The sequence below is a fragment of the Brevibacillus gelatini genome, from assembly GCF_050920745.1.
Taxonomy (GTDB): Bacteria; Bacillota; Bacilli; order Brevibacillales; family Brevibacillaceae; genus Brevibacillus; species Brevibacillus gelatini.
Genome location: NZ_CP154342.1, coordinates 744,932 through 766,748, shown reverse-complemented (window position 1 = coordinate 766,748; position 21,817 = coordinate 744,932). Strand labels below are relative to the sequence as shown.

The window sequence follows — 21,817 nt, the reverse complement described above, 5'->3', positions numbered from 1 at the left end:
CGAATAAAAAACATGCACCTGTGCAGCTTGAAACAACAGGTGCATGTTTATGTTGGATACGTATCTGTCATCAGCTTTAAAAGAAAAAAGAGCGCAATCCCGACACTTGCGACTGTCCACCAGAGCGTTTTGCTGTCACCCTTGTCTGCCTTGTAGATACCGCTCAGCTTCCAGGTGCCTACCGCTACACAGAGGAGACTGAGCAGGAGCAGGATTGTCCCCATGATCTCCCTCCTTCCCCTCTCCTAGCTATATGGGGAAGAAGGGGAAAAAATCACTCCTTGGGCTGCTTTTTCCCTAATCGGCCAAGCACTTGCCGGCTGCGCTGCTTGATCGACTCATCCTTGAGTGCGAGCTGCCGCTTTTTCATCAGGCCGTTTTTCGACGTATCCGGTCGATCCGTCTGCCGTTCTTCGCGCATTAGCTGTACTTGCCTCCGCCTTTTTTCTCATATTCATCCAGCAGTTCGGCAAAGCTTTTGTTGCGCTCGCGCTCTTCCTGCTCGCGGCGCTTTTGCTCTGCTGCTTCCTTCGCCTTGCGCTCGCTTTCGGCCTTCATTTCTTTTTCCAACTGCTTCAGCTTGGCCAAAGCATCGGCATTCACCAAATCCTTCAGGCTGCCGAGAGAAGTTTTCGCTTCTGTCGCTGTAGTCGCGTTTTGCTGTTGCTGCTTTTGTTTTTTCTTCGCCATGTGAACTGCCATCCTTTCCCTATCAAATTCACGCCCATTCTCCAGCGCCTTTTGGTCATACTATTTTCAGCTTCGCATGAAGAGGAGGACGAGACATGGTACGCAATAAAGCAAAAGACTTTGGAAAAACCGCAGAAATCCGTGGCCCCAAGGCACAGTCGGAAGCCGTCCGTTCCAACGGTTCCATTAATAGTGAACCACAAGAGCGGTTAAAAGAAAACCGTTAGGCACAAAAGGACACTGATGCAAAAGGCGAGCAGGCAAACATATCGGCTGTGTGGATAAGGAGGTCCAACAAATGGACAACGACGAAAAAAACAACGGGCAGACGAAGGATATTTCCCTCGATGGAACCTTGCCGCATCAGATCAGCGCGCCTGACTTCAAAAAATCGTCCCGCACGATCCAGCGGCCTTTTGTCAACGAGTTTGGCGTGGTGATCGGCGACAGCCATTACGATTCCGAAGAGTCCCCGTTGAACAACTGGAGCACAGACACAGACCCTTCGATCATGGCAGGCGACCAGTGGGTGCATCCGACCAACGACATCGGCTGGAACTCCTACGAAAACAAGGAGCTTTTGGAGGACAAACCCATAGGCAATGCCCGCTTCATGCATCCGACAAAAGACGTCAGCAAAGGCAGGGACTAACCGCTGCCCGTAAAAAAGACTGCCCATTCGGAAAAGATCGCAGCCGAATGGGCATTTTTGCTTTGTGTTACAATGGGCTTGAAAAGATGGAAAGGAGCTTGCCCATGAGCATCACCCTTGCGATAGAGCCTGCGTTCTCTCTCGCCTACCAGCGCTATGCGGAATTTCGTCCTGGCGATACGCTGCGGCTGTACGTACGGACAAGCGGACCCGGAACGGGCGGACTGTTTTACGCGATTGAAAAAGACGAAGCCATGCCCGGTGACGCCGTTTTCGAAGTGGAGGGCTTGCGCTTTGTAATCCGGCCCGCTGATTTCTGGTTTTTCGATGGCGGAAAACTCGCCTTTGACCCTGCATACGGAGAGTACGGCTTTCGCTTCTCGAACCCGCGACTTGCGGACCAGTAGAAACTTCCCTGGGCGTCATCCGTATGAAAGAAAGACTGCATGACGTATGGGAGGAGCTTTGATGAAAAAAAGTCGTTCGGTCCTCTTGGCCATCGGTGCTTTCTTGCTGGCCAATTTCAAATGGTTGCTCAGCATTCTCAAGTTTTCCAAATTCGGCACAACCTTGTTGTCGATGGCGATCAGCCTGTGGGCGTACGCCATGTTTTACGGCTGGAAATTCGCCGTGGCGCTCGTCTACCTGATCTTCGTCCATGAAATGGGGCACGTCATCGCTGCCAAACGAAAAGGCATTGCAACTTCGCCAGCCGTCTTCATCCCGTTTGCGGGTGCTTTTATATCCATGAAAGACATGCCGCGCGATGCCAAAACAGAAGCCTATCTCGCCTACGGCGGACCGCTTGCCGGCATGATTGCCTTTTTGCCTGCGCTGCCGCTGTACTGGTGGACACAGGACCCGTTCTGGGCTTTGGTCATTTACCTTGGCGCCTTGCTCAACCTGTTCAATCTGCTGCCTGTCTCTCCGCTTGATGGCGGGCGGATCGTCTCTGTGCTGTCCACAAAAATCTGGTTTTTCGGACTGGTCGCACTGGGCATCATGCTGTTTGCCAATCCGGGCCCGATCATGGTGTTCATCTTCATCGTCGGCCTGTTTACGTGGTGGAGTCGGCTGCGGGAAAGCTACCAGCACCAGGTGCTGCAATACGAGCGGGAAAAAATTATCGACTTTTTGCAAAGCATTGCCGATTGGCCCAAGCTGGAAACGACCTGGGACACGCGCGTCCGCCTGAACGAAGAGGTCTCGGCACTCAACCAGGCAGAGCCGGACAAAGGCTTCCTCGTCCCTTTTCTCCAGGACGAAAAACGCCTCATCCGCGACCGGAAACGTCTGGACAAGGTGTACATGAACAGAAAATGGGAACTGTTCAAGCAATGGGAGCGCGAACCGATCCTCTTCATCGACTCGGACCCACTGCGCCCTGCCCCTTCCGAATTGCTGCGCGAGGCTGAGCAAGCGGCTCGCCAGCGGCTGACGGAAGTCGAAGAGCAAATGCATCGGCTGTCGACGTACTATGTAGCGCCAACGGCAACCAAGTGGAAAGTGCTGGCCGCCTACCTTGGCCTGGCCGCTGTCCTGTCGGCCTTCTTCGTCTACGGACAACAGATTTTGCACAGGTAGCGCAAGCTTTTTCACCCCCGGTTCAGCCGGCCCGGACAGGACAGTTTGACCTTCTGTGACCTTCTGCGGCCTTCTGTGGGCGCAAAATCGTGCGCTACGGACACCTGAAGGTCGCTCTTCCCCAGCAAGGGGGCAGGAACGCTCGCTACGGTGATTTATCGCTTTTGAGAGTTACTGGCAAACAGAGTAAAATAGAAGCATACATTTATCATTTTTCAGAGAGGATGACTTTTTACTTGGACACCGTCCCGATAGTGCTCAACCTGCTGCTTGTCTTATTTCTTGTTTTTCTAAACGGCTTTTTCGTCGCCGCAGAATTCGCTCTCGTCAAGGTGCGGCAAACGCGCCTGACACAGCTGGTGAACGAAGGAAACAAACGCGCTGTGTACGCCCAAAAAGTAACGCAAAAGCTCGATGGCTATCTGTCTGCCTGCCAGGTCGGGATTACTCTCGCCTCGCTTGGACTGGGTTGGGTCGGGGAACCGGCGATCGCCCACATGATTGTCGAACCGCTGCTTGGTTCAACAGGATTGCCTGACTATGCGATTTCTGCGATCTCTTTTGGTATTGCGTTTGCGATCATTACCTTCCTGCACATTGTTTTGGGGGAATTGGCGCCGAAATCATTGGCCATTCAAAAAGCAGAAGGGACTTCGCTGTGGGTTGCCGCGCCATTGATGTTTTTCTATAAATTGCTTTACCCGGCGATCTGGTTTTTGAACGGAACAGCCAACGCCTTGATGAAGCGCCTGGGTTTTGAAGCGATTTCGGAGCATGAAGCGGCTCATACAGAAGAAGAAATTCGCATTCTCGTCAACCAGAGCCACCAAAGCGGCCATATCGACCAAACCGAGCTGGCACTGGTGGAACACGTTTTTGACTTTTCCGAAACGCTTGCCCGGGAGACGATGATCCCGCGCATTGACATGATTTGCTTGTATAGCACGAACACGTTTGAAGAAAACCTGGAGATCATCAGCACCCAGCGACACACCCGTTTCCCTGTAGCGGATGATGACAAAGACAACATCATCGGCTTTGTCCACGCGACCGACTTTTACCTCGCCGCCCTGCAAGACGGGCACGTCGAGTTGAAATCGCTGCTCCGCCCGGTTCTGACTGTTCCGGAAACGATGGAGATCAGCACGGTGCTGCGCCTGATGCAGAAAAAACGTTCGCAGCTCGCGATTGTCATCGACGAGTACGGCGGCACAGCCGGTCTTGTGACCATGGAAGATATTTTGGAGGAGATCGTCGGCGATATTCAGGACGAGTTCGACGAGGAACGACCGGAGATCGAAAAGCTGGAAAACGGCCTCTCCGTATCCGGCATGCTGACGCTCACTGACTTGAACGACCACCTCCCGTTCAAGTTGGAATCAGAGGACGTGGATACGATCGGCGGCTGGCTGTACAGCCAACTGGAAGAAGAGATCGCGGTGGGCGCAACGGTAGAATGGGAAGGCCACTTGTTCATCGTCAAGCAGATGGATCATCACCGCGTCACACGCGTGCTGATTACGCCAATAAAAAGCGATGACGCACAGACGACGGAAGAGTTTATGACCGTTTCCTGATCGCTTCCGCGTCGCAACCAATAGCGAAAGCCCCTCACCTTGCAGCATCAGGTGAGGGGCTTTTCCTGTTAATTCGCCGCGTGCCTTTATCCCAGCAGCTTCAAGCCTGCCACTGACACGATGACCAGGCCGATGAACAACAGGCGCAGCCCGTCCTTTGGCTCCCCGTAAAACAGCATTCCTGCCAAGACGCTGCCGACCGTACCGATACCCGTCCATACCGCATACGCCGTTCCCATCGGGATTTCGCGCATCGCGACAGACAGCAGGAGAAAGCTGAGCGAAAATCCGCCGATCAGCACCGCCCAGGAGCGCAGCGACGGCTTTTGGTTCACCTGCGAAATTCCCATGACGCCGACCACCTCAAACAGTCCGGCACAAATCAAAGACACCCATGTCATGCGACTTCCCCCTTCCTGTGCGAATCTTCTTCCTGCTCATGCGTTACCAGCTTCAAGCCAATAATCCCGGCGAGCAAAAGAGCGATCAGCCCGATCTTGGCCCAGCTGAACGGCTCTTGAAAAACCACCATCTCAACGATCACCGTCCCCGCCGTCCCCAGTCCGACAAAAACGGCGTATACCGTACTGGTCGGCAGGCGCTTGCCTGAGTAGATCAATACCGCGAAACTAACCAGGATAGCGATTACGGTCATCAACCACTCCCAGAAGCTGTCGGCACTTTTCAAGCCCACTACCCACATCACTTCAAACAGAGCGGCAATCACAACCAGAAGCCAGTTTTTTCCCACCGCGATTCCTCCTTTTCTTCCTCGTTCCCCAAGTGCATCTTGTGCGCAGTCACCCGGAGCCATTTTTTCACACAAGCAAAAAAAGCCACAGGCGAATACCGTCACAGATATTCTCCCGGGCTTTTGTCCCTCCGTGTCACGACCGCAGCCGTGTGTTTTCTCTCGGACCAGTCCGGCCAGCCTGCTGACCGCGGAACCCTAGAAAACAGCAAATATGCAATTGGTGCATGAGATAACTCGCGCTTATTGTAGCAAAAGCTAGGCGATGATGGCAAGAGCAGGACACACCTGCAAGCAGCCCCGCCCTTTCGTGAATCGTTTTTTCAAAATCCGCTTCCTGTGCTATTCTAGCATACAGAAGGATCGTCCCAAACCAACCAGACGAGTGAGGAGGAGAAAACCGATGACAAGCGTCTTGTTTGTCTGCCTGGGCAATATTTGCCGCTCTCCCATGGCAGAAGCCGTTTTTCGCCATCTTGTGGAGCAGGAAGGCTTGGCCGGGGAAATTTCCATTGATTCGGCGGGGATCGGCGGCTGGCATGCCGGTGAGCCACCGCACAAGGGTACGCAAAAGGTTTTGACGGAAAAAGGCATCGCCTTCGACACGCTGCGCGCCCGCCAGATTACCCGCAATGATTTTGCCGAGTACGACTACATCGTATGCATGGACGAGGAAAATTTGGCGGCGCTCACGCGAATGGCTCCCGCAGGCAAAAAAGTGTACCGCCTGCTCGATTTTGCGCACGCCGTTCAGGAGCAAAACGTGGAAGACCCTTATTACACGGGGCGCTTCACCTACGTCTACGACCTGGTGGAAGCTGGCTGCCGCGGTCTTTTGGAGGAAATCAAAAGCAAAAAGGGATAGCCTGCTGCTCCGGGCATCCCTTTCTTGTTTATCTGGCTATACGGCTACCGTCTTTTCCTCCCACAGCCGTGTCAGCCAGCTTATCGTACTGCCAATCAGCTTGCTGTAGCTGTCCGCCGAGGAAAACGTATGATCCCCGCCTACAATCACTTCTGTTTCGCACGCACCTCTTCTGCGCAAATGCAGCTCCCGCTCATAATGGAACATCGCATCGACAGGAATCACATCGTCACGATTGCCATGCAAAATCAGGACGTCCCCCTCAAACTGCTTGGCATGGCGCAGCGGCTGGGCTCCGTGCAACGACTGGAAAAACCGCCCTGTGAGCAAATAGCCATTGTGATCCGTGTTCCCTAATGTCAGCGCGTCCTGGTACTCCTGTTCCCCGACAATCCGCACGATGTCGTCAAAGGGCTGTGCTACAGGAGCCCACAGCGCAAGCGAGTGAATCCGCTTATCCTGGCTTGCCGTCAGGACGGAAACAGCTCCTCCAAGGCTATGTCCAATGAGCGTAATCCGCTCCTGATCGACATGCTCTAGCCCGGCAACGTAATCCAGCACATCGCGCGTCTGCTTCAACAGTACATCAAGCCCGCCAGCCCCGTAGTCGCCGTCGCTTTCCCCGCAGCCGCCATAGTCGAAGCGCAATACGCCAAACCCGCTCGCGGCGAGCTCTCTGGCTGCCTTTACAAACAAGCGGTTGACGCCAACCCGACTGCCGATGAAGCCATGGCAGATCACAACCAATGGGTATTTGGCAACGATCTTGCCGTTTTGCTGCTCTGGCTCATGCAGCGTAGCCGTCAACGTAACTGTATCGCTTGGAATATGTAATGTCCGTTCCAAAGAGCTCACCTCTTTTATCTAAAGTATTCCGAGTAGTTTACTTTGTTATGAGGTTTATTATCCCCTTTTTCCACCAAAATGTCAAGTGTGCTTGGCTCGCAAATCACCATCGAACGAAAGAATCAGCTTTGTCGAGAAAGCAGAAAAAAGCAGCGAAAGCTTCCAAAAATAACGAAGGATAGCACCTGAATCCGGCGCTATCCTTTTTGCTTATGGATTGACACTGTTTTTCGGCGGGGTAGCCAGATCACGCAAAATCGCTACTTCTACCCGTCTGTTTTTCGCCCGACCCTCGGCTGTCGTGTTCGGTGCTACCGGGTGGTACTCGCCCATCCCTGTCGCGCTGAATTTGGTCGGGTCCAGATTTTTGTTTTCCAGAAGCACCTTCAAAAAGTTGACGGAGCGCTTGGCGGAAAGATCCCAGTTGGATGGAAATTCCGGACGATGAATCGGCACGTTATCCGTATGTCCGGTCACTGTCACTTTTTTCGGATGAGGTACGAGCATCGCCGCCATTTCGCTTGCCAGCTTTCTCGCTTCCGGTTTCAGCACCGCGCTGCCGGAGTCAAACAAGGCGTTGTCCAAAATCGTAATCAGCAGCCCTTCATCGGTCAGCTTCGTCTGGAGCTTGTCCTGCAGCTTGTTTTGCTGGATGTAGCCTTCCAGCTGTGTTTGCAGCTTTTTTAAGTCCTCTGTCTCTTTACGGACGGCTTCCTCCAGCTTCTTCTCTTCTTCTGTCTTCTGCCTTTCCTCTTGGGCACCTTTATGGATCGACTGCTGCATCAGGTTCGGGTCAAGCGGGATCGGGCTTGGCTGGTCCAGCACACCCACTCCGCCGTTCAGCGCAACGTTAAAAGAGCGAACCATCTGATCGAACTTTTTGGCGTCCATTTCGCTGGAGGCAAACAATACGATAAACAAAGCAAGCAGGAGGGTAAGCAGGTCCGCGTACGGAATCAGCCAAGACTCGTCCATATGCTCTTCGTGCTGAGCATGTCTCTTTGGTCGCTTAGCCATTTACCGCAGCTCCTTCCTCCCTTTTCTCTTCCTTCTCTTCTTCCTTCATCTCGGCACGCTCGTTGTACGGGATGTACACCAAAAGCTTTTGCTCAATGGCAGCAGGAGAAACACCCGCCTGGATGGACAGAAGTCCTTCTACCATAATTTTTTTAATCTCGATTTCCTGTTTGGATTTTCTTTTCAGCTTGGTAGCAAACGGGTGCCACAGCACGTACCCGGTAAAAATACCGAGCAAAGTCGCCACAAACGCTGCCGCAATCGAAACGCCGAGCGCGTCGATGTCGCTCAGGTTGCCGAGCGCCGCAATCAGACCGACTACCGCTCCGAGTACCCCAAGAGTCGGAGCGTAGCTGCCCGCCTGGCTGAACACCAGCGCGCCAGCCTGGTGGCGTTCCTCGATGGCGTGAATTTCTTCATTGAGCACGTCGCGGACGAATTCCGGCTCTCCCCCGTCGATAATCATCTTCATGCCGTTGCGCAGGAATGGGTCCTCGATCTCATCGGAAGTGTTTTCCAGCGCGAGCAACCCTTCACGACGGGCGATGGAAGCCCAGTTCATGAACTGACCGATCAATTCCCTTTTGGCAGGGAGTTTTTGCTCGCTAAAAATAACCTTGAAAAGGGCAGGAATCCTCTTGATTTCCGACATGGGAAATGCGTTGAAAAGGGCGGCGACCGTACCTACGATGATAATCATGAACGCTGCCGGATTTAGCAGGGAAGAGAGGTTCGCGTGTTTGAGAACCATCCCGACCACTACTGCAACAATACCTAGTACGATACCTATCAAGGTAGACTTTTCCATCGTGACACTCCCTATTACCATAATCGAAATCTATCTATATTATGGTTTCGGTTTTTTTCGCCGCTTTTGTGAGAGAATTTGCTTATTCTTTCGCAAAAAACCCGCTCATCCGAAAAACTGTACCAGCCCGATCATGACCAACAGGCCCAAAATAAACGAAAAAGTTGCCGAGCGCGCATGACCGTCCCCGTGGCTTTCCGGGATCAGCTCCTTGTAGACGATAAACAGCATCGCGCCCGCTGCAAACGCGAGGCCGTACGGCACCAGCCCTTCGACTACTGCTGTGAGGTAATAGCCGCAGATTGCGGATACGATTTCCACCGCTCCCGTCATCGTCGCCAGGAAAAACGCTTTGAGCCGGCTGACCTTTTGATTAATCAGAAACAGGGCGACGAGAAAGCCTTCCGGCGCGTTTTGCAGACCGATGGCAAACGCAATCAAGCCGCCAAGCTCCGGCTGCTCGCTTGAATAGCTCACCCCGACGGACAGCCCCTCCGGAATATTGTGCAAGGTAATCGCCATTAAAATCAGCATCGCCTGCGAGTCCATCGCGATGTTGACTCTGGTGTGCTCCAAATCAATATGTGGAATCACGCTCTCCAAAATGGTGAGAAAAAGCGTCCCGGTGAGCACGCCCAGACAGACAATCGTAAACGAGGCGTTGGCCATCGCCTGCGGTATCAGGCTGAACGTCGCTGCCGCCACCATGATGCCGGCGGTAAAGGCCAGAAGAATATCCCGCCACCGGTGCGTGACCGTGCGGAAAAAAAGAATGGGCAGAGCTCCGACACCCGTTGCCATCGCGGACAAAAAGCTCCCCATCAAAAGCTGTTCCATGCAAGTTCCCCCACGAATATGTTATGTTGCATTCATTCGTCCAAATACAGGAGGCAAGATTGTCCCTTCTGTTAGCTTATAATAAAACAAGGCGGAACATGTTAAAAATTTGAGCGCGATGGCAACAAAAAAAACGCCAGAGCGACTGGCGTTTTCCTTACACTTTGAATCGGCTAATCATCTGCTGCAGTTCCTCCGCCATATTGGAGAGTGCTGTCGCCGAAGAAGTAATTTCCTCCATCGCGGCGAGCTGCTCCTCCGTAGCAGCGGAGACGTTTTGTGTACCGTCGGCTGCGACCTCCGACACCTCGCTGACAAGCTCGATCGCTTGCACGACTTGCTCGGAGTGCGCGGATACTTCCTGCGCGGCTGCCGACACGTCCTGGATCTGTTCGGCCACGGTTGTGATCGACAGTTGAATCTGTTCGAACGTCTCTCCCGCGTGATTCACCACAAAAATTCCTTCCTGCACTTCTCTTGTTCCCGACTCCATTGATTCCACAGCGAGCTTCGTGTCGGCCTGAATGGTCTGAATCAGTTGTCCGATTTGCTGTGCCGACTGGGACGACTGCTCGGCCAGTTTGCGCACTTCGTCTGCAACGACGGCAAAGCCCCTGCCGTGCTCGCCTGCCCGTGCTGCCTCAATCGCTGCATTGAGCGCAAGCAGATTGGTCTGCTCGGCAATGCCGGTAATCACCTCGATAATTTGCCCGATCGCCTGGGAGTGGTTGCCCAATCCATCGACGACCCCGGCCAGCTCGCGTATGGAATTGTGGATGGCGTTCATCTGCTGAACGGCTGCCTGGATCGACTTGTTTCCTTCTCCCGCCATCGACGCCACCTGAACAACCATGCTGGATGCCTCTTGGGCGTTGGCCGCGATATGGCGGATTCCCCTGGACATGTCGTCGATTGCTTTTGCCCCTTGCTCCACGCTCGCCAACTGACGCTCCGTACCTGCTGCAACCTCCTGGACCGTAACCGCGATCTGCTCGGTCGCCCGGCTCGTCTGCTCTGCGCTGGCAGTCAGTTCCTCGGCCGATGCCGCTACCTGATCCGATGTCGTGCCAACCTGGCGAATTACCTCTTTGAGGCTTTGCGTCATCTCATTGAAAGATTGGGCCAAATCGAACATCTCATCCCGGCTTTTGACCACCAGCGGCTCCACGCGCAAATTTCCGTCTGCTACTTTCTTCATTTCCGCCACCAGCCGCAGGACCGGGCGGCGAATGCTTCTCGTCAGCCAGAGAGCCAAAAGCAGGCAACCCGCGATGGAAACGACGAGTGTAATGAGATTGTCCCGCTTGAGAGCCGCGTAAAGCTCGGCGCTTTCCTTGCCTGCCCGTTCCGTTCCCATTTTGTTATGCTCAATCATGGCATCGATATGATTCATCCGCTCCACAAACTGCTCGGTCGCTTTTTGGCGCACGCGCGAAAGCTCAGCCAGCTCTTCCGGTGTCGCGGCGCGCCTGATGTCCATCTTTTTGCCGACTTCCACAAATTCCTGGTTGAAAATTTCGTACTGCTTCATCGCTTCCTTCAAGCTGTTGAAGTGCTTTCGGTTTTCCTCATCTACAATCGTTTTTTCATAGCTGGCCAGCAATCCGTCGATGTATACGAAGTTTTCATCAATTTGTCCGGCGTATCTGTTCTTTTCTGCCAGCGATTCCGTGTTCAGGATCGTCTGATTCAGGCCGTAGATCGTTTCCAGCGTCGAGTTGATTTTCAATATGACTTCCAATCCTGGTTGCCACACGGTCTTCATTTCTTCGACTTTGCTGTTGATGAGGCTTGTTCTATATGCACTCATGGCCCCCATAAACGCAATCACCAGAAGAATCAGGGCAAACGCGCAACCCAGCTTTTTTCCAATCGTCCATCTCATAGAAACACCACTTCTCTCCACTTTGTCATGATATTAATTATTATTTCAGAGCGTATTCCCTTTGCAAGATCAAGGTAAACCTGCTCGAGACAAATTGTACTCCCTGCCATAAATAACAACAACTAACATTTATAAAAAATATCGTTATCAGAATTTTCATCAGATTGATTGCTACGAGAAAAAAAGAAACTCTATAATGGGGAAAAGAGTTTGGAGGATGCTTCGCGCTTTTTCGCAGCAAAAACAGGCAGCCACGATCAACGGGGAGGAGTCCATTATGCAAACATACGAGGTAATCATTGTCGGCGCAGGCTCAATGGGAATGGCCGCCGGGTACTATTTGGCCAGACGGGGGATCAGCACGCTCCTGATTGACGCTTTTGATCCGCCGCACACGATGGGCAGCCACCACGGAGACACCCGGATCATCCGCCACGCTTACGGAGAAGGCAGGCAGTACGTGCCTTTCGCCTTGCGGGCACAGGAAATGTGGGCCGAGCTGGAGCAGGCTTCCGGCGTGAAGCTGTTCAACCAAACAGGCGTGTTGAGTGCAGGAGCGCACGATTGCGCCTTTTTATGGGAAGTGCGGGAGAGCGCCGAGCGTTACTCGCTTCCGCTCGAAGTGCTCACCGCCCAACAGGTGCGCGAGCGCTGGGCAGGCATCGAGCTGCCCGATCACTTTTACGCTTGCCTGGAGCCTGCTTCCGGCGTCCTCTATCCGGAAAAGGCCATTCACGCTTATCGCAAGCTGGCCACAGCCTCTGGCGCAACACTGCTGACAAACACAAAAGTAACCAGCCTGCAAATGGACGGGGAAGAAGTGGTCGTGCACACTGACTCCGAGAGCTATCGCGGTCAAAAGCTTCTCGTCTCCGCCGGGGCATGGAACGCACCGCTGCTGCAAGACCTTGGCTTGTCCGTTCCGCTTGTACCCACGCGCAAAACCATCGCCTGGTTCGGAGCAGATGAAAGCTTGTACGGCGCGGATCGGTTCCCCGCCTTCGTCTTCCATCTCGACGATTCGATGTTCTACGGCTTTCCGAGCATCGACGGGGCAGGCGTGAAAATCGGCCGCCATGACGGGGGGCAAGTAATCGATCCAGACACGCTGGAGCGAACCTTTGGCTGCTATTTGTCGGATGAAGGCGATGTCCGTTCGTTTTTGGAGACGTACATGCCACAGGCGGCAGGAGGGCTGCGCCAGGGCAAAGTCTGCATCTATACGATGACGCCCGACGAGCATTTTATCATCGACCGCCATCCGGACAGCCCGCACATCGTCTTTGCCGCCGGCTTTTCCGGACACGGCTTCAAGTTCGCGAGCGCCGTAGGCGAAGCAGCCTGCCAGTTGCTCATCGACGGGGAATCCAAGCTTGATTTGTCCATGTTTTCGCTCAGCCGTTTTTCCTGATTGCTGTCAAACTGCGATCAGCAAAAAGCCTCTCGCCAGTCCATCGGCCCAGAGGCTTTTTCATCTTCACCATTCCCAATAGAGCGAACCGATCTGAGCCGTGATCCGGCTGCCCATGTCTGCTGCTCGCTGCTCAAAGCGCACCTGCGGACGCCTGTTGTCGTACGGAAACAAATAGGCGAAGCCGGGACGTGTCGCCTGGGGAACAAGGTACGCGGACCTGGTTGCCCCTGGCCTGCGCTGTTCGTTCAAAAACGCGATCATCGACTCGGCATTCCGAATCCCCGCTCCGTGCCCGTAGTACAGCCCTCTGCCCAGATCGACCGCATTTTCCCCTTGCCATTGCGGCTTGTCGGGATTGTAATCCGGGTTGGCAAAATACAAAATATCGCCCGGCAAAAACGTCGTCGTCCGGACTGTTTGCAGATCGAGATCCTGATCGTAGCGCCAGTCGTAGAGCAAAATATCCGCGAACAGCCGCTCGAAATCTTCCCTGCGGATCGACTGGAGAACAGCGTGGTACAAAATGGCGACCATCGCTGTCGCGCACTCTGTCGCATATTTTCTGCCTTCCTGAAAAATGTTGTTGATTCCCTGCGAGGGCAACACTCCCGGTCTCAGCCGAAAGCCGCCCAGCTCGGTGCGCTCCCAGTACGCTTCGTTGGCCCGCGATTGTTCAAAAGTGGAAAAAGCGATTCCGCTCGCATACAGTGCCCTTGCCGAGCGCACCAGATGATCCCTCATCTTCAGTTCGAACTGCAGCAACTCCGGGGATGGGTAGGAAAACTCCTCCTGGCTCTCTGCCATCCGCTCCACGACTTCCCGCTGCACCGGGTTCAATCCCCACTCCATGGCCAAAACGTCGGGATTTGCCCGTCTGCCACTGATGATTAACATAGACAACCTCCTCTGCACAACACCGTCCCTGGTATGTGTATGCAAGCGCCCATGTCCATGTGCAGAAAAAAAGAGCTTGCCAGGAAGCTCTCCCAAATGAACCTAACCAGCAAGCCAATACAAGATCAGAGGCAACAGCGTGAACGCCCACACGACCGTAATCATCGCCCCGGCAATCACCGCCAGCGTCGCACTGCTCCCTTCGGTGTCGCCCCGCTCGAACGCTTTGACCATTCCGAGCATATGCGCCCCCATGCCGTACATCAGGCCGATCGACACCGGATGGCGCAGCTTCATTTTTTGGATAATCCGCGGTGCCAGAAAAACGCCTGCAAAGCTGGTCAGCATCCCGAATATCGCTGTCATCGTCGGGAGGCCGCCAATCGCCTCCGAGACGCCAAGGGCAATCGGCAGCGTGATCGAACGAGGAATGACGCTGATCGCCGCCGCCTTGCCCAGCCCGACCAGCATAACTGTCGACACGCCCGCGATAATCGCAATCAGGGAGCCAGTGGCGAGACTCAGCAAAATCATCCGCTTGTGCGCCATCAAGATAGACCAGTTGCGATACAGCGGCACGGCAAACGCAACCGTCGCCACTCCCATCAGCTCACTGATCCACGCTGTCGCTTCACTGTAGACAGCATACGGGATGTCCGCGAGCAAAAGAAAGACGATCAGCGCGGCTGGCACAAGTACAGCCGGGGAAAACAGGAGGCTCGGCCGCTTTTTGTTGATCCGCTTCGCCATGTAGAAAAACAAAATCGTCAGGACTACGCTACACGTTTTCCACAGGATCAAGCTGCTTCACCTCGCCTCGTCTGAACAACCGCTCAGCAACAACGCCTGTCGAAACCATCACGAGCGCACAACCGGTTGTGACGACCAGCAAAACGAGCAGTCCTTTTCCTCCGAGCAGCCAAGGATACTGCATCATGCCGACCAGAGACGGCACGAAAAACAAAATCATTTGCGAAAACAAAAGGGTGGCTCCCGCCTCTACCCACTGCAGGCGCACCCAGCCTTTGTGCAGACAAATGAACAAGAGCAACAGCCCGATCAGGCTGCCGGGGACAGGGACAGGCAAAAACGAAGCGATTCCTTTACCCAGCCAGGCGAATCCATACAGGAGCAAAACTTGTCCAAGCAGCAAGCACCATTTTTTCATCGAGACCACTCCGGTTCCTTCATGTTGGTACCTTCATTCTAAAGCGTCCCGATACCATTCGTACAATACATAAACATCATGATTTCTATTCCATTTGGTTATGGCGACAAATGCTGCCGCACAAAGTCGATGAAGGCTCGCGTCGCATGGGACAGGTAGCCGTCCTTGCGGTAAATGAGGGCGTACTGCCAGTCGATCGCGGGAGACGAGATGTTTACCGAATATAGCTGGTCGTTGTGCAGGCGTCTTACAATCGAGCGCGGAAGCAGCGAGATGCCGAGCTGTGTCGCCACCATTTCCCCGACAAAGTCCCACAGCGAGCTCATATAGGCCACTTTTGGCTCAAAGCCGCTCATTCTGCACGCCTGGCGAACGACATCGTGAATCGCGTACTCCTCTGTGAACAGAATAAAGTCCTCGTCCCGCAACTGCGCCAGATTCACTTCGTCTGCGCCTGCCAGCCAATGCTTTTGATGCACGATCGCGACGAGGTCTTCTGCCACCAGCGGAACTGCGGAAAACTTTTCCTCATCCGTCGGCAAAACCGTCAGTCCGAGATCGACGCTCCCCTGCTCGACCTGAATTTCCAAGAGCTTGGCGCTGTACTCCTTCATTTCGAGCTCGATGCCCGGATATTGCTTTTTGAACATGGCGATCACATTCGGCAGCAAAAAAGAGCCGACGGTCGGCATCATGCCCATTTTCACCCGCCCGCGCTCGATATTGCGGATTTGCGCGATGGATGAGGTCATCCCTTCCAACAGTTGCAGCACTTTTGTCGCATACCCGTACACCAGCTCGCCCGCTTCCGTCAGCTCCATTTTCCGCTCCGAGCGGTCCAGCAGCACGACGCCAAGCTCTTCCTCCAGCGCTTTCATCATCTTGCTGATCGACGGCTGGGAAACGTGAAGCGTGTTGGCCGCTTTTGTAAAATTTTTTTGTTTGGCTACTTCCACAAAGTATTGCAGTTGTCGAATATCCATCTGCTAACTCCACCTGCTCCGTTCGCGTTGATGCTTGTCCTCTCTCCAGCTTACCACAGCCTTTACGCCGCTGAAAAAGCCAGGACGCATCTGCCGCCCTGGCTTGTGACCTGCTTTTTATTTGACGGTGGCCTGGATTGTCGCCTGCTTGCCGCCGCAGGAAGCGGTAATGGTCGTGCGGCCTGCTGTTCCGGCTGCTATCTGCTAACGGTTGTTCAGATCGTACGGTGTCTCCTGGTAGACGTAATAGTTGAGCCAGTTGGAGAACAGCAGATTGGCGTGCGCGCGCCAGGTAACGATCGGCTCGCGGCTCGGATCATCGTCGGGATAGTAGTTGCGCGGCACGGCGATGTCCAGCCCTTTGTTTCGATCCCGCTGATATTCGTCCTGCAAAGTGGTCGGATCGTACTCGGAATGTCCAGTCACGAAAATTTGTCTGCCATCCTTCGTCGCGACGATGTACACACCTGCTTCCTTGGACTCGGACAAAATCTCCAGTTCGGGTACTTTTTCGATGTCCTCCCGGCGATTTTCCGTATGACGGGAATGCGGGACGTAAAAGCAATTGTCAAAACCGCGGAACAGCTTTACATTTTTCTTGTTCAATGTATGCGGGAAAACCCCAAACATCTTTTCCGGCAACGGATGCTTGGGCACCCCGAAGTGATGGTACAGTCCGGCCTGCGCCCCCCAGCAAATATGCAGCGTAGAAGTCACATTGGTGAGCTTCCAGTCGAAAATCTGCTTCAGCTCTTCCCAATACGTCACTTCGGAAAATTCGAGCTGTTCGACAGGCGCTCCCGTAATCACCATGCCGTCGAAGCGCTGGTCCTTGATTTCCTCAAACGTTTTATAAAACATCGACAGATGCTCTTCCGATGTGTTTTTGGAGGTATGGCTGGACATGTGCAACAGAACGATTTCCACCTGCAGGGGCGTATTCCCCAGGAGGCGAAGCAACTGTGTTTCCGTTGTTTCCTTCAAAGGCATCAGGTTCAGGATGACGATTTTCAGCGGCCGGATGTCTTGCGTGAACGCACGGCTTTCTTTCATGACAAAAATATTTTCATGGGCCAGCACTTCCACCGCAGGTAGCTCGTCAGGCAGTTTGATTGGCATAATGCTCCCCCTTTCCACTATTTGCAAAGCAGGTAAAAAACACTAATCCGACAAATTCGACAAAAATACTTGGTTTCCTGCTTCAAACAGAAAGTATCTATCTAAGTTTCGTTATTCCGCCAATTTTTCGTCAAATTATTATACCTTTCTTTCAACCAAAATAGCAGGTCTTTTTCTGGAGTGGCGATATGAGCGAAAAGCCCCTCGCCAACAGCTTGCGAGAGGCTTTCATTGTATTCCCTGTTTGTCAGATCCAGCCACGCGCTTCCATGGCTTCCTTGATGCGCAGCAGCGAGATCATGTACGCGCCTGTGCGCAGGTCGACGTTGTATTTTTTCGCAAGCTCCGCCACTGCCCGGTATGCGTTGACCATTGCGGTTTGCAGCTTCTCGTTCACTTCCTGCTCGGACCAGTAATAGTGCATCAGGTTTTGCACCCATTCGAAGTAGGACACAGTCACTCCGCCCGCGTTGGCGAGAATGTCAGGGATGACCACGACTCCTTTTTCACGCAAAATCGCGTCGGCATCCGGAGTCGTCGGACCGTTGGCAGCTTCTGCAATCCACTTGGCCCGGATGCGCCCGGCATTCTCGGCTGTAATCACATTTTCCAGTGCAGCCGGAATCAAAATGTCAACTTCCAGCTCCAGCAGCTGTTCATTGGTAATGACGGTTGCCCCCGGATAGTCCAAAATCGTGGATGTGTCCTTCAACTGCCCGACTTTCGGGATATTCAAGCCTGCACGGTCGTAGATGCCGCCGCGCGAATCGCTGACAGCGACGATGCGAAAGCCAAGCTCTGTCAGCAGTCTGGCTGCAATCCGCCCTGCATTGCCGAACCCTTGGATCGCGACTGTCGTCTCCGCTGGCTTGCGGCCCGAATCTTTGAGCGCCTCCAAAATCGTGAAGACACATCCGCGGGCAGTCGCTTCATTTCTTCCTTTGGAACCGCCAACTGCAATCGGCTTGCCTGTGATGACGCCTGGTGAATACGCGCCTTTCAGTCGGCTGTAAGTATCCATCATCCAGCCCATGATCTGCGGTGTCGTGTACACGTCCGGCGCAGGAATATCCGTGTCAGGTCCCACAATGTCCGCGATTGCTTCCATAAAACCGCGGCTGACGCGCTCCAGCTCGCCTGGGCTCAGCTCGTGCGGGTCGCAGATGACGCCGCCTTTTCCTCCGCCATACGGCAGACCGACGACACCGCATTTGAACGACATCCACATCGAGAGCGCTTTTACCTCATCCATTGTGACGTCAGGATGGAAGCGGATGCCTCCTTTTGTTGGCCCCACCGCATCATTGTGCTGGGAACGAAATCCTTCGAATACGCGAACACTGCCATCGTCCATTTTGACCGGAAAGCTGACGGCAAGCACCCGCTTCGGTCTTTTCAAGATTTCGACTGCATGGCTTGGCAACTGAAGCAGCGCTGCTGCCGCGTCAATCTGCCTTTGGACAATCTCGTATGGATTCAGGTTTTCTTTTTCTACTGTCTTTTGCATGCTTGATCCTCCCCACCTATCTTGCATCACCCTAGCACAGGACTAAAGGATGAATGCAGTTATTATACTACGAATTTTACAAATTCAGGCGATTTATTTTTGTTTTTTCACACAATTGCAGTTATTTGTTCTTCTGCATAAAAATACACCTGCCGCATCTTCACGACACAGCAGGTGTATTGCGCTTTATTTTTTCATATAAGCCTGCATCAGCGCGGTTTTCGTCTCCCACACCTTCTCGCTCACATGCAGGCGATAGTGCTCAGGGTTGAGCATCCGCAAATATTCCGGCCAAAACTGCTTGAGCTGCTCGCGGTGGTAGCGGCGAATCTCCTCCAGGTTGGGCAACTGGTACACCAGCTCTCCGTCGACAAAAACCGGGATCAGCAACGCTTCTGCCCGGTAGCGGGTTAGCTGCTTGTTCAAATATGGATGGCTCGGGTTAATCAGATTGACCGGAGCACCTTCGGCAATCGTCGTTTCCTCCGGGAAGCACAAATAGTCGGCAATCGCTTTGCCCGTATCAGGATCGATCAGTCGGTACATGTCCTTGATGCCGGGAGTCGTCACTTTTTCCGGATTGGCCGAAATCTTGATCGTCGGCTGATAGACCCCGTTCGCGTCCTGGCGAGCGACCAGCTTGTAAACACCACCGAGCGTCGGTTGATCCGCTGCCGTAATCAGTTGCGTGCCCACTCCCCAGCTGTCGATCTTCGCCCCCTGTACTTTCAGGTTCATGATCGTATGCTCGTCCAGATCGTTGGAAGCGACGATCTTCACATCGGTAAGCCCCGCTTTGTCCAGCATTTCGCGTGTTTTGGTGGACAAATAGGCGAGGTCGCCGCTGTCCAGCCGCACAGCGATCAGCTTTTTGCCTTCCCGCTCCAGTCTTTTCCCGACGGAAATGGCATGGGGAACGCCGCTTTTCAGCGTATCGTACGTATCTACGAGCAGCGTCACCTGGTTCGGCAGGGCATCGGCAAAGCGCTGGAATGCTTCTTCCTCGTCCTCAAAGCTCTGCACCCACGAGTGTGCGTGCGTTCCTTTTGTCGGGATGCCGAACATTTTTCCCGCAAGCATGTTGGAGGTCGCGTCAAAGCCGGCCAAATACGCCGCTCTCGTTCCCCACAGGGCAGCGTCTGCTTCCTGCGCCCGTCTCGTTCCGAATTCCATCAGGATGTCGTCGCCCGCCACGTTTTTGATTCGCGAAGCTTTTGTCGCAATCAGCGTCTGGTAGTTCATGTAGTTCAGCAGGGCGGTTTCCACCAGTTGCGCCTCCATGACGCGGCCTTCCACGCGAATCAGCGGCTCGTTCGGGAACACCATCGTGCCTTCCTTGACGGAGTAGAGCGAACCTTGGAAGCGCAGGTTGCGCAGTTCCTCCAAGAAGGCCGGATCGTAATTTTCCTCCTGCTCCCGCAAATATTGCAGGTCGCTTTCTTCAAACCGCAAATTTTTTATATAATGAACGATTCGCTCCAGCCCCGCGGAAACTGCGTACCCGTTGCCAAAAGGCAGTTTGCGGAAATACGCTTCGAAAACCACCCGCTGGTTGTGCGTCCCGTTTACCCAATGCGCGTACATCATGTTGATCTGATATTTATCTGTGTGCAATGCCACACCATATGATTGCATATCGCATAAGCCTCCTGTGGATTCCTTTCCAACATCATACCAGAACTGTCTGCCCGTGCCCATCTGCGGTGGAGCTTCGAAAGATTGATGTGATAATATGGATTCATAATTGGCAAGAATGACACACAGGGAGTGAAAAACATGTCCGACAGAAAAATCGTTTCCTTATTTAAAGGACTGCCGAAAAACCTGAGCTACAACGGCAAAGAAGTGCTTTCCAGCATAGGTAAGGACGAGGCCAGCGAATTGGTCGTTCGCTCCCTAAAAATTGATGACGACGACGTAGCGTTTCATGCCTTTCACGGCGGGCCGGATCGCGTCGTCTGCGCGTACCCATTTGAACATTATGCGTATTGGGAAAAGAGATTCGGCCAGCCCTTGACGCCTTCCGCTTTTGGCGAGAATCTTTCGCTTTTGGGCATGACCGAAGAACAGGTATGTATCGGGGATGTGTACCAAATCGGAGATACGATTCTCCAGGTGTCGCAGGGCAGAATTCCCTGTGGGAAGATCAACATGCGCAACAAGAACAACCTCCTGCTCAAAGCTGTCGTGGAAACGGGCTTCACCGGGTACTTTTTCCGCGTCCTGCAGGAAGGCACGATCCGACCAGACTCTGCAATTACGCTGCTTGAGGCCCATCCCAAGCGCGTAACGGTCGCTTCACTCCACCACCTGTATTACCACAACCAGTCGCTCTCGCATGAGACGATTGCGTACATGCTGGAGGTCGAGGAACTGGCTGAACCGTGGAAAAACAACCTCCTGGAAAAACAACAACAACTAGAAAAAGGAAGCCTCCATGCGAATTAACAAGTTCATCAGCGAAACCGGCATCTGCTCGCGCCGCGAAGCAGACAAACTGGTCGAGGCCAAACGCGTAACCATCAACGGCGTGCCTGCCGAGCTGGGCAGCACTGTCGCACCTGGCGACGACGTGCGCATTGACGGCAAGCCGCTCGGCCAGAAGAAAAAAAGCATCTACATTGCCCTCAACAAACCTGTCGGCATCACTTGCACCACCGAGTTGCACGTCAAAGGCAACATCATCGACTTCATCAACCATCCGGAACGGATTTTTCCCATCGGCAGACTGGACAAGGACTCGCAAGGTCTCATCCTGCTGACCAACGACGGTGACATCGTAAACAAGATTTTGCGCGCGGAAAACAATCACGAAAAAGAATACATCGTTACTGTCGACAAGCCTATCACCGCCAATTTTTTGCACGGCATGGCGAGCGGCGTACGCATACTCGGAACCGTGACCAAGCCTTGCAAAGTCACCAAAGTCAGCGACCGCGTCTTCAACATCATCCTGACGCAAGGACTGAACAGACAAATCCGGCGCATGTGCCAGGCGTTCGGCTACCAGGTGCAAAAGCTTCAGCGCGTGCGGATCATGAACATCAAGCTGGGCAATTTGAAGATCGGTCAATGGCGCAATTTGACCAGTGAAGAGTTGCGGGAATTGAAAAAAAGCCTTTCGTAAGACCGTGAGGCGCTACGAAAAAACAGACTCCTTTTTAACCAGAGTCTGTTTTTTGTATGCAAAGGCAACGGCAGCAAGTCGGCATAATGACGC

26 protein-coding genes and 1 riboswitch are annotated in these 21,817 nt (G+C 53.6%); of the genes, 9 read left to right on the top strand and 17 right to left on the bottom strand.

The annotated features are described in order from the left end of the window. Positions 1-47 precede the first annotated feature (47 nt). The 3 genes from AAFJ72_RS03975 to AAFJ72_RS03965 are packed head-to-tail and all read right to left on the bottom strand — an operon-like array spanning position 48 to position 690. Positions 48-224 (bottom strand): hypothetical protein, encoded by a 177-nt coding sequence (locus AAFJ72_RS03975; RefSeq protein ID WP_170163357.1) that lies wholly within the window; start codon positions 222-224, stop codon positions 48-50. 50 nt (positions 225-274) lie between these two features. Next, positions 275-421: a hypothetical protein gene (locus tag AAFJ72_RS03970; protein ID WP_170163356.1), complete on the bottom strand. Its 147-nt coding sequence runs from the start codon at positions 419-421 to the stop codon at positions 275-277. After that, positions 421-690, bottom strand: a complete 270-nt coding sequence (locus AAFJ72_RS03965) for a YqkE family protein (RefSeq protein ID WP_122903283.1) — start codon at positions 688-690, stop codon at positions 421-423. The genes AAFJ72_RS03970 and AAFJ72_RS03965 overlap by 1 nt, the downstream gene beginning before the upstream one ends. 95 nt (positions 691-785) lie before the next feature. Here AAFJ72_RS03965 and sspK point away from each other — a divergent pair, with 95 nt between their 5' ends. From sspK to AAFJ72_RS03940, 5 genes are all read left to right on the top strand, one after another. Then, the gene (gene sspK / locus AAFJ72_RS03960; protein WP_007783429.1) at positions 786-917 is read left to right on the top strand and encodes a small acid-soluble spore protein K; all 132 of its coding nucleotides are present in this window, start codon (positions 786-788) and stop codon (positions 915-917) included. A 71-nt stretch (positions 918-988) separates the two neighbouring features. Beyond that, the gene (locus AAFJ72_RS03955) at positions 989-1,342 is read left to right on the top strand and encodes a DUF3905 domain-containing protein (RefSeq protein ID WP_122903282.1); all 354 of its coding nucleotides are present in this window, start codon (positions 989-991) and stop codon (positions 1,340-1,342) included. Between the two features lie 104 nt (positions 1,343-1,446). Next, complete coding sequence (locus AAFJ72_RS03950; protein WP_432776144.1) at positions 1,447-1,749, top strand: iron-sulfur cluster biosynthesis family protein; 303 nt, start codon at positions 1,447-1,449, stop codon at positions 1,747-1,749. Positions 1,750-1,810: 61 nt separating this feature from the next. Next, entirely contained in the window at positions 1,811-2,926 is a 1,116-nt protein-coding gene (locus tag AAFJ72_RS03945) for a site-2 protease family protein (RefSeq protein WP_432776143.1), read from the top strand. 236 nt (positions 2,927-3,162) lie between these two features. Beyond that, on the top strand, positions 3,163-4,503 hold the full coding sequence (locus AAFJ72_RS03940; protein WP_432776142.1) for a hemolysin family protein: 1,341 nt from the start codon (positions 3,163-3,165) through the stop codon (positions 4,501-4,503). A gap of 86 nt (positions 4,504-4,589) precedes the next feature. Here AAFJ72_RS03940 and AAFJ72_RS03935 read toward each other — a convergent pair whose 3' ends face one another. Together AAFJ72_RS03935 and AAFJ72_RS03930 are read right to left on the bottom strand one after the other, a co-directional pair. Further along, positions 4,590-4,904, bottom strand: coding sequence for a DMT family transporter (locus tag AAFJ72_RS03935; RefSeq protein ID WP_432776141.1), 315 nt, complete (start codon positions 4,902-4,904; stop codon positions 4,590-4,592). After that, on the bottom strand, positions 4,901-5,254 hold the full coding sequence (locus AAFJ72_RS03930; protein WP_432776140.1) for a DMT family transporter: 354 nt from the start codon (positions 5,252-5,254) through the stop codon (positions 4,901-4,903). Before AAFJ72_RS03930 ends, AAFJ72_RS03935 begins: the two co-directional genes overlap by 4 nt. Before the next feature lie 110 nt (positions 5,255-5,364). Next, positions 5,365-5,467: riboswitch (guanidine-I (ykkC/yxkD leader) on the bottom strand. A gap of 190 nt (positions 5,468-5,657) precedes the next feature. On the opposite strand from AAFJ72_RS03930, the gene AAFJ72_RS03925 reads away from it, so the two are divergent. After that, positions 5,658-6,119, top strand: a complete 462-nt coding sequence (locus AAFJ72_RS03925; RefSeq protein WP_432776139.1) for a low molecular weight protein-tyrosine-phosphatase — start codon at positions 5,658-5,660, stop codon at positions 6,117-6,119. A 36-nt stretch (positions 6,120-6,155) separates the two neighbouring features. Here the strand turns inward: AAFJ72_RS03925 and AAFJ72_RS03920 are convergent, their stop codons facing one another. The 5 genes from AAFJ72_RS03920 to AAFJ72_RS03900 all read right to left on the bottom strand — a co-directional run bounded on the left by AAFJ72_RS03920 (position 6,156) and on the right by AAFJ72_RS03900 (position 11,512). Further along, the gene (locus tag AAFJ72_RS03920) at positions 6,156-6,965 is read right to left on the bottom strand and encodes an alpha/beta hydrolase family protein (protein WP_432776138.1); all 810 of its coding nucleotides are present in this window, start codon (positions 6,963-6,965) and stop codon (positions 6,156-6,158) included. Positions 6,966-7,175: 210 nt separating this feature from the next. Beyond that, complete coding sequence (gene motB, locus AAFJ72_RS03915) at positions 7,176-7,982, bottom strand: flagellar motor protein MotB (RefSeq protein ID WP_432776137.1); 807 nt, start codon at positions 7,980-7,982, stop codon at positions 7,176-7,178. Further along, on the bottom strand, positions 7,975-8,790 hold the full coding sequence (motA, locus tag AAFJ72_RS03910) for a flagellar motor stator protein MotA (protein WP_432776136.1): 816 nt from the start codon (positions 8,788-8,790) through the stop codon (positions 7,975-7,977). Before motA ends, motB begins: the two co-directional genes overlap by 8 nt. A gap of 105 nt (positions 8,791-8,895) precedes the next feature. Continuing rightward, positions 8,896-9,627: a ZIP family metal transporter gene (locus AAFJ72_RS03905; protein ID WP_122903272.1), complete on the bottom strand. Its 732-nt coding sequence runs from the start codon at positions 9,625-9,627 to the stop codon at positions 8,896-8,898. A gap of 157 nt (positions 9,628-9,784) precedes the next feature. After that, complete coding sequence (locus AAFJ72_RS03900) at positions 9,785-11,512, bottom strand: methyl-accepting chemotaxis protein (protein WP_432776135.1); 1,728 nt, start codon at positions 11,510-11,512, stop codon at positions 9,785-9,787. A gap of 277 nt (positions 11,513-11,789) precedes the next feature. On the opposite strand from AAFJ72_RS03900, the gene solA reads away from it, so the two are divergent. Continuing rightward, positions 11,790-12,923: an N-methyl-L-tryptophan oxidase gene (solA, locus tag AAFJ72_RS03895; protein ID WP_432777143.1), complete on the top strand. Its 1,134-nt coding sequence runs from the start codon at positions 11,790-11,792 to the stop codon at positions 12,921-12,923. A gap of 66 nt (positions 12,924-12,989) precedes the next feature. Here solA and AAFJ72_RS03890 read toward each other — a convergent pair whose 3' ends face one another. From AAFJ72_RS03890 to AAFJ72_RS03860, 7 genes are all read right to left on the bottom strand, one after another. Beyond that, positions 12,990-13,820 carry a protein-glutamine gamma-glutamyltransferase gene (locus tag AAFJ72_RS03890; RefSeq protein ID WP_432776134.1) on the bottom strand — a complete coding sequence of 277 codons (831 nt, stop codon included), beginning with the start codon at positions 13,818-13,820 and terminating at the stop codon, positions 12,990-12,992. Positions 13,821-13,922: 102 nt separating this feature from the next. Continuing rightward, positions 13,923-14,621, bottom strand: coding sequence for an LrgB family protein (locus AAFJ72_RS03885; protein WP_432776133.1), 699 nt, complete (start codon positions 14,619-14,621; stop codon positions 13,923-13,925). After that, positions 14,599-14,988 (bottom strand): CidA/LrgA family protein, encoded by a 390-nt coding sequence (locus AAFJ72_RS03880; RefSeq protein WP_432776132.1) that lies wholly within the window; start codon positions 14,986-14,988, stop codon positions 14,599-14,601. Before AAFJ72_RS03880 ends, AAFJ72_RS03885 begins: the two co-directional genes overlap by 23 nt. Positions 14,989-15,086: 98 nt before the next feature. Continuing rightward, the gene (locus AAFJ72_RS03875; RefSeq protein WP_432776131.1) at positions 15,087-15,971 is read right to left on the bottom strand and encodes a LysR family transcriptional regulator; all 885 of its coding nucleotides are present in this window, start codon (positions 15,969-15,971) and stop codon (positions 15,087-15,089) included. Positions 15,972-16,175: 204 nt separating this feature from the next. Then, on the bottom strand, positions 16,176-17,090 hold the full coding sequence (gene metA / locus AAFJ72_RS03870; protein WP_432776130.1) for a homoserine O-acetyltransferase MetA: 915 nt from the start codon (positions 17,088-17,090) through the stop codon (positions 16,176-16,178). Between the two features lie 247 nt (positions 17,091-17,337). Next, positions 17,338-18,597: a Glu/Leu/Phe/Val family dehydrogenase gene (locus tag AAFJ72_RS03865; RefSeq protein WP_432776129.1), complete on the bottom strand. Its 1,260-nt coding sequence runs from the start codon at positions 18,595-18,597 to the stop codon at positions 17,338-17,340. Between the two features lie 186 nt (positions 18,598-18,783). Further along, positions 18,784-20,232 carry a nicotinate phosphoribosyltransferase gene (locus tag AAFJ72_RS03860; protein WP_432776128.1) on the bottom strand — a complete coding sequence of 483 codons (1,449 nt, stop codon included), beginning with the start codon at positions 20,230-20,232 and terminating at the stop codon, positions 18,784-18,786. A gap of 141 nt (positions 20,233-20,373) precedes the next feature. Between AAFJ72_RS03860 and AAFJ72_RS03855 the strand changes: the two genes are divergently transcribed. Beyond that, on the top strand, positions 20,374-21,045 hold the full coding sequence (locus tag AAFJ72_RS03855) for an MOSC domain-containing protein (RefSeq protein ID WP_432776127.1): 672 nt from the start codon (positions 20,374-20,376) through the stop codon (positions 21,043-21,045). Then, positions 21,035-21,724, top strand: a complete 690-nt coding sequence (gene rluF / locus AAFJ72_RS03850) for a 23S rRNA pseudouridine(2604) synthase RluF (RefSeq protein ID WP_432776126.1) — start codon at positions 21,035-21,037, stop codon at positions 21,722-21,724. The genes AAFJ72_RS03855 and rluF overlap by 11 nt, the downstream gene beginning before the upstream one ends. Positions 21,725-21,817: the final 93 nt, after the last annotated feature.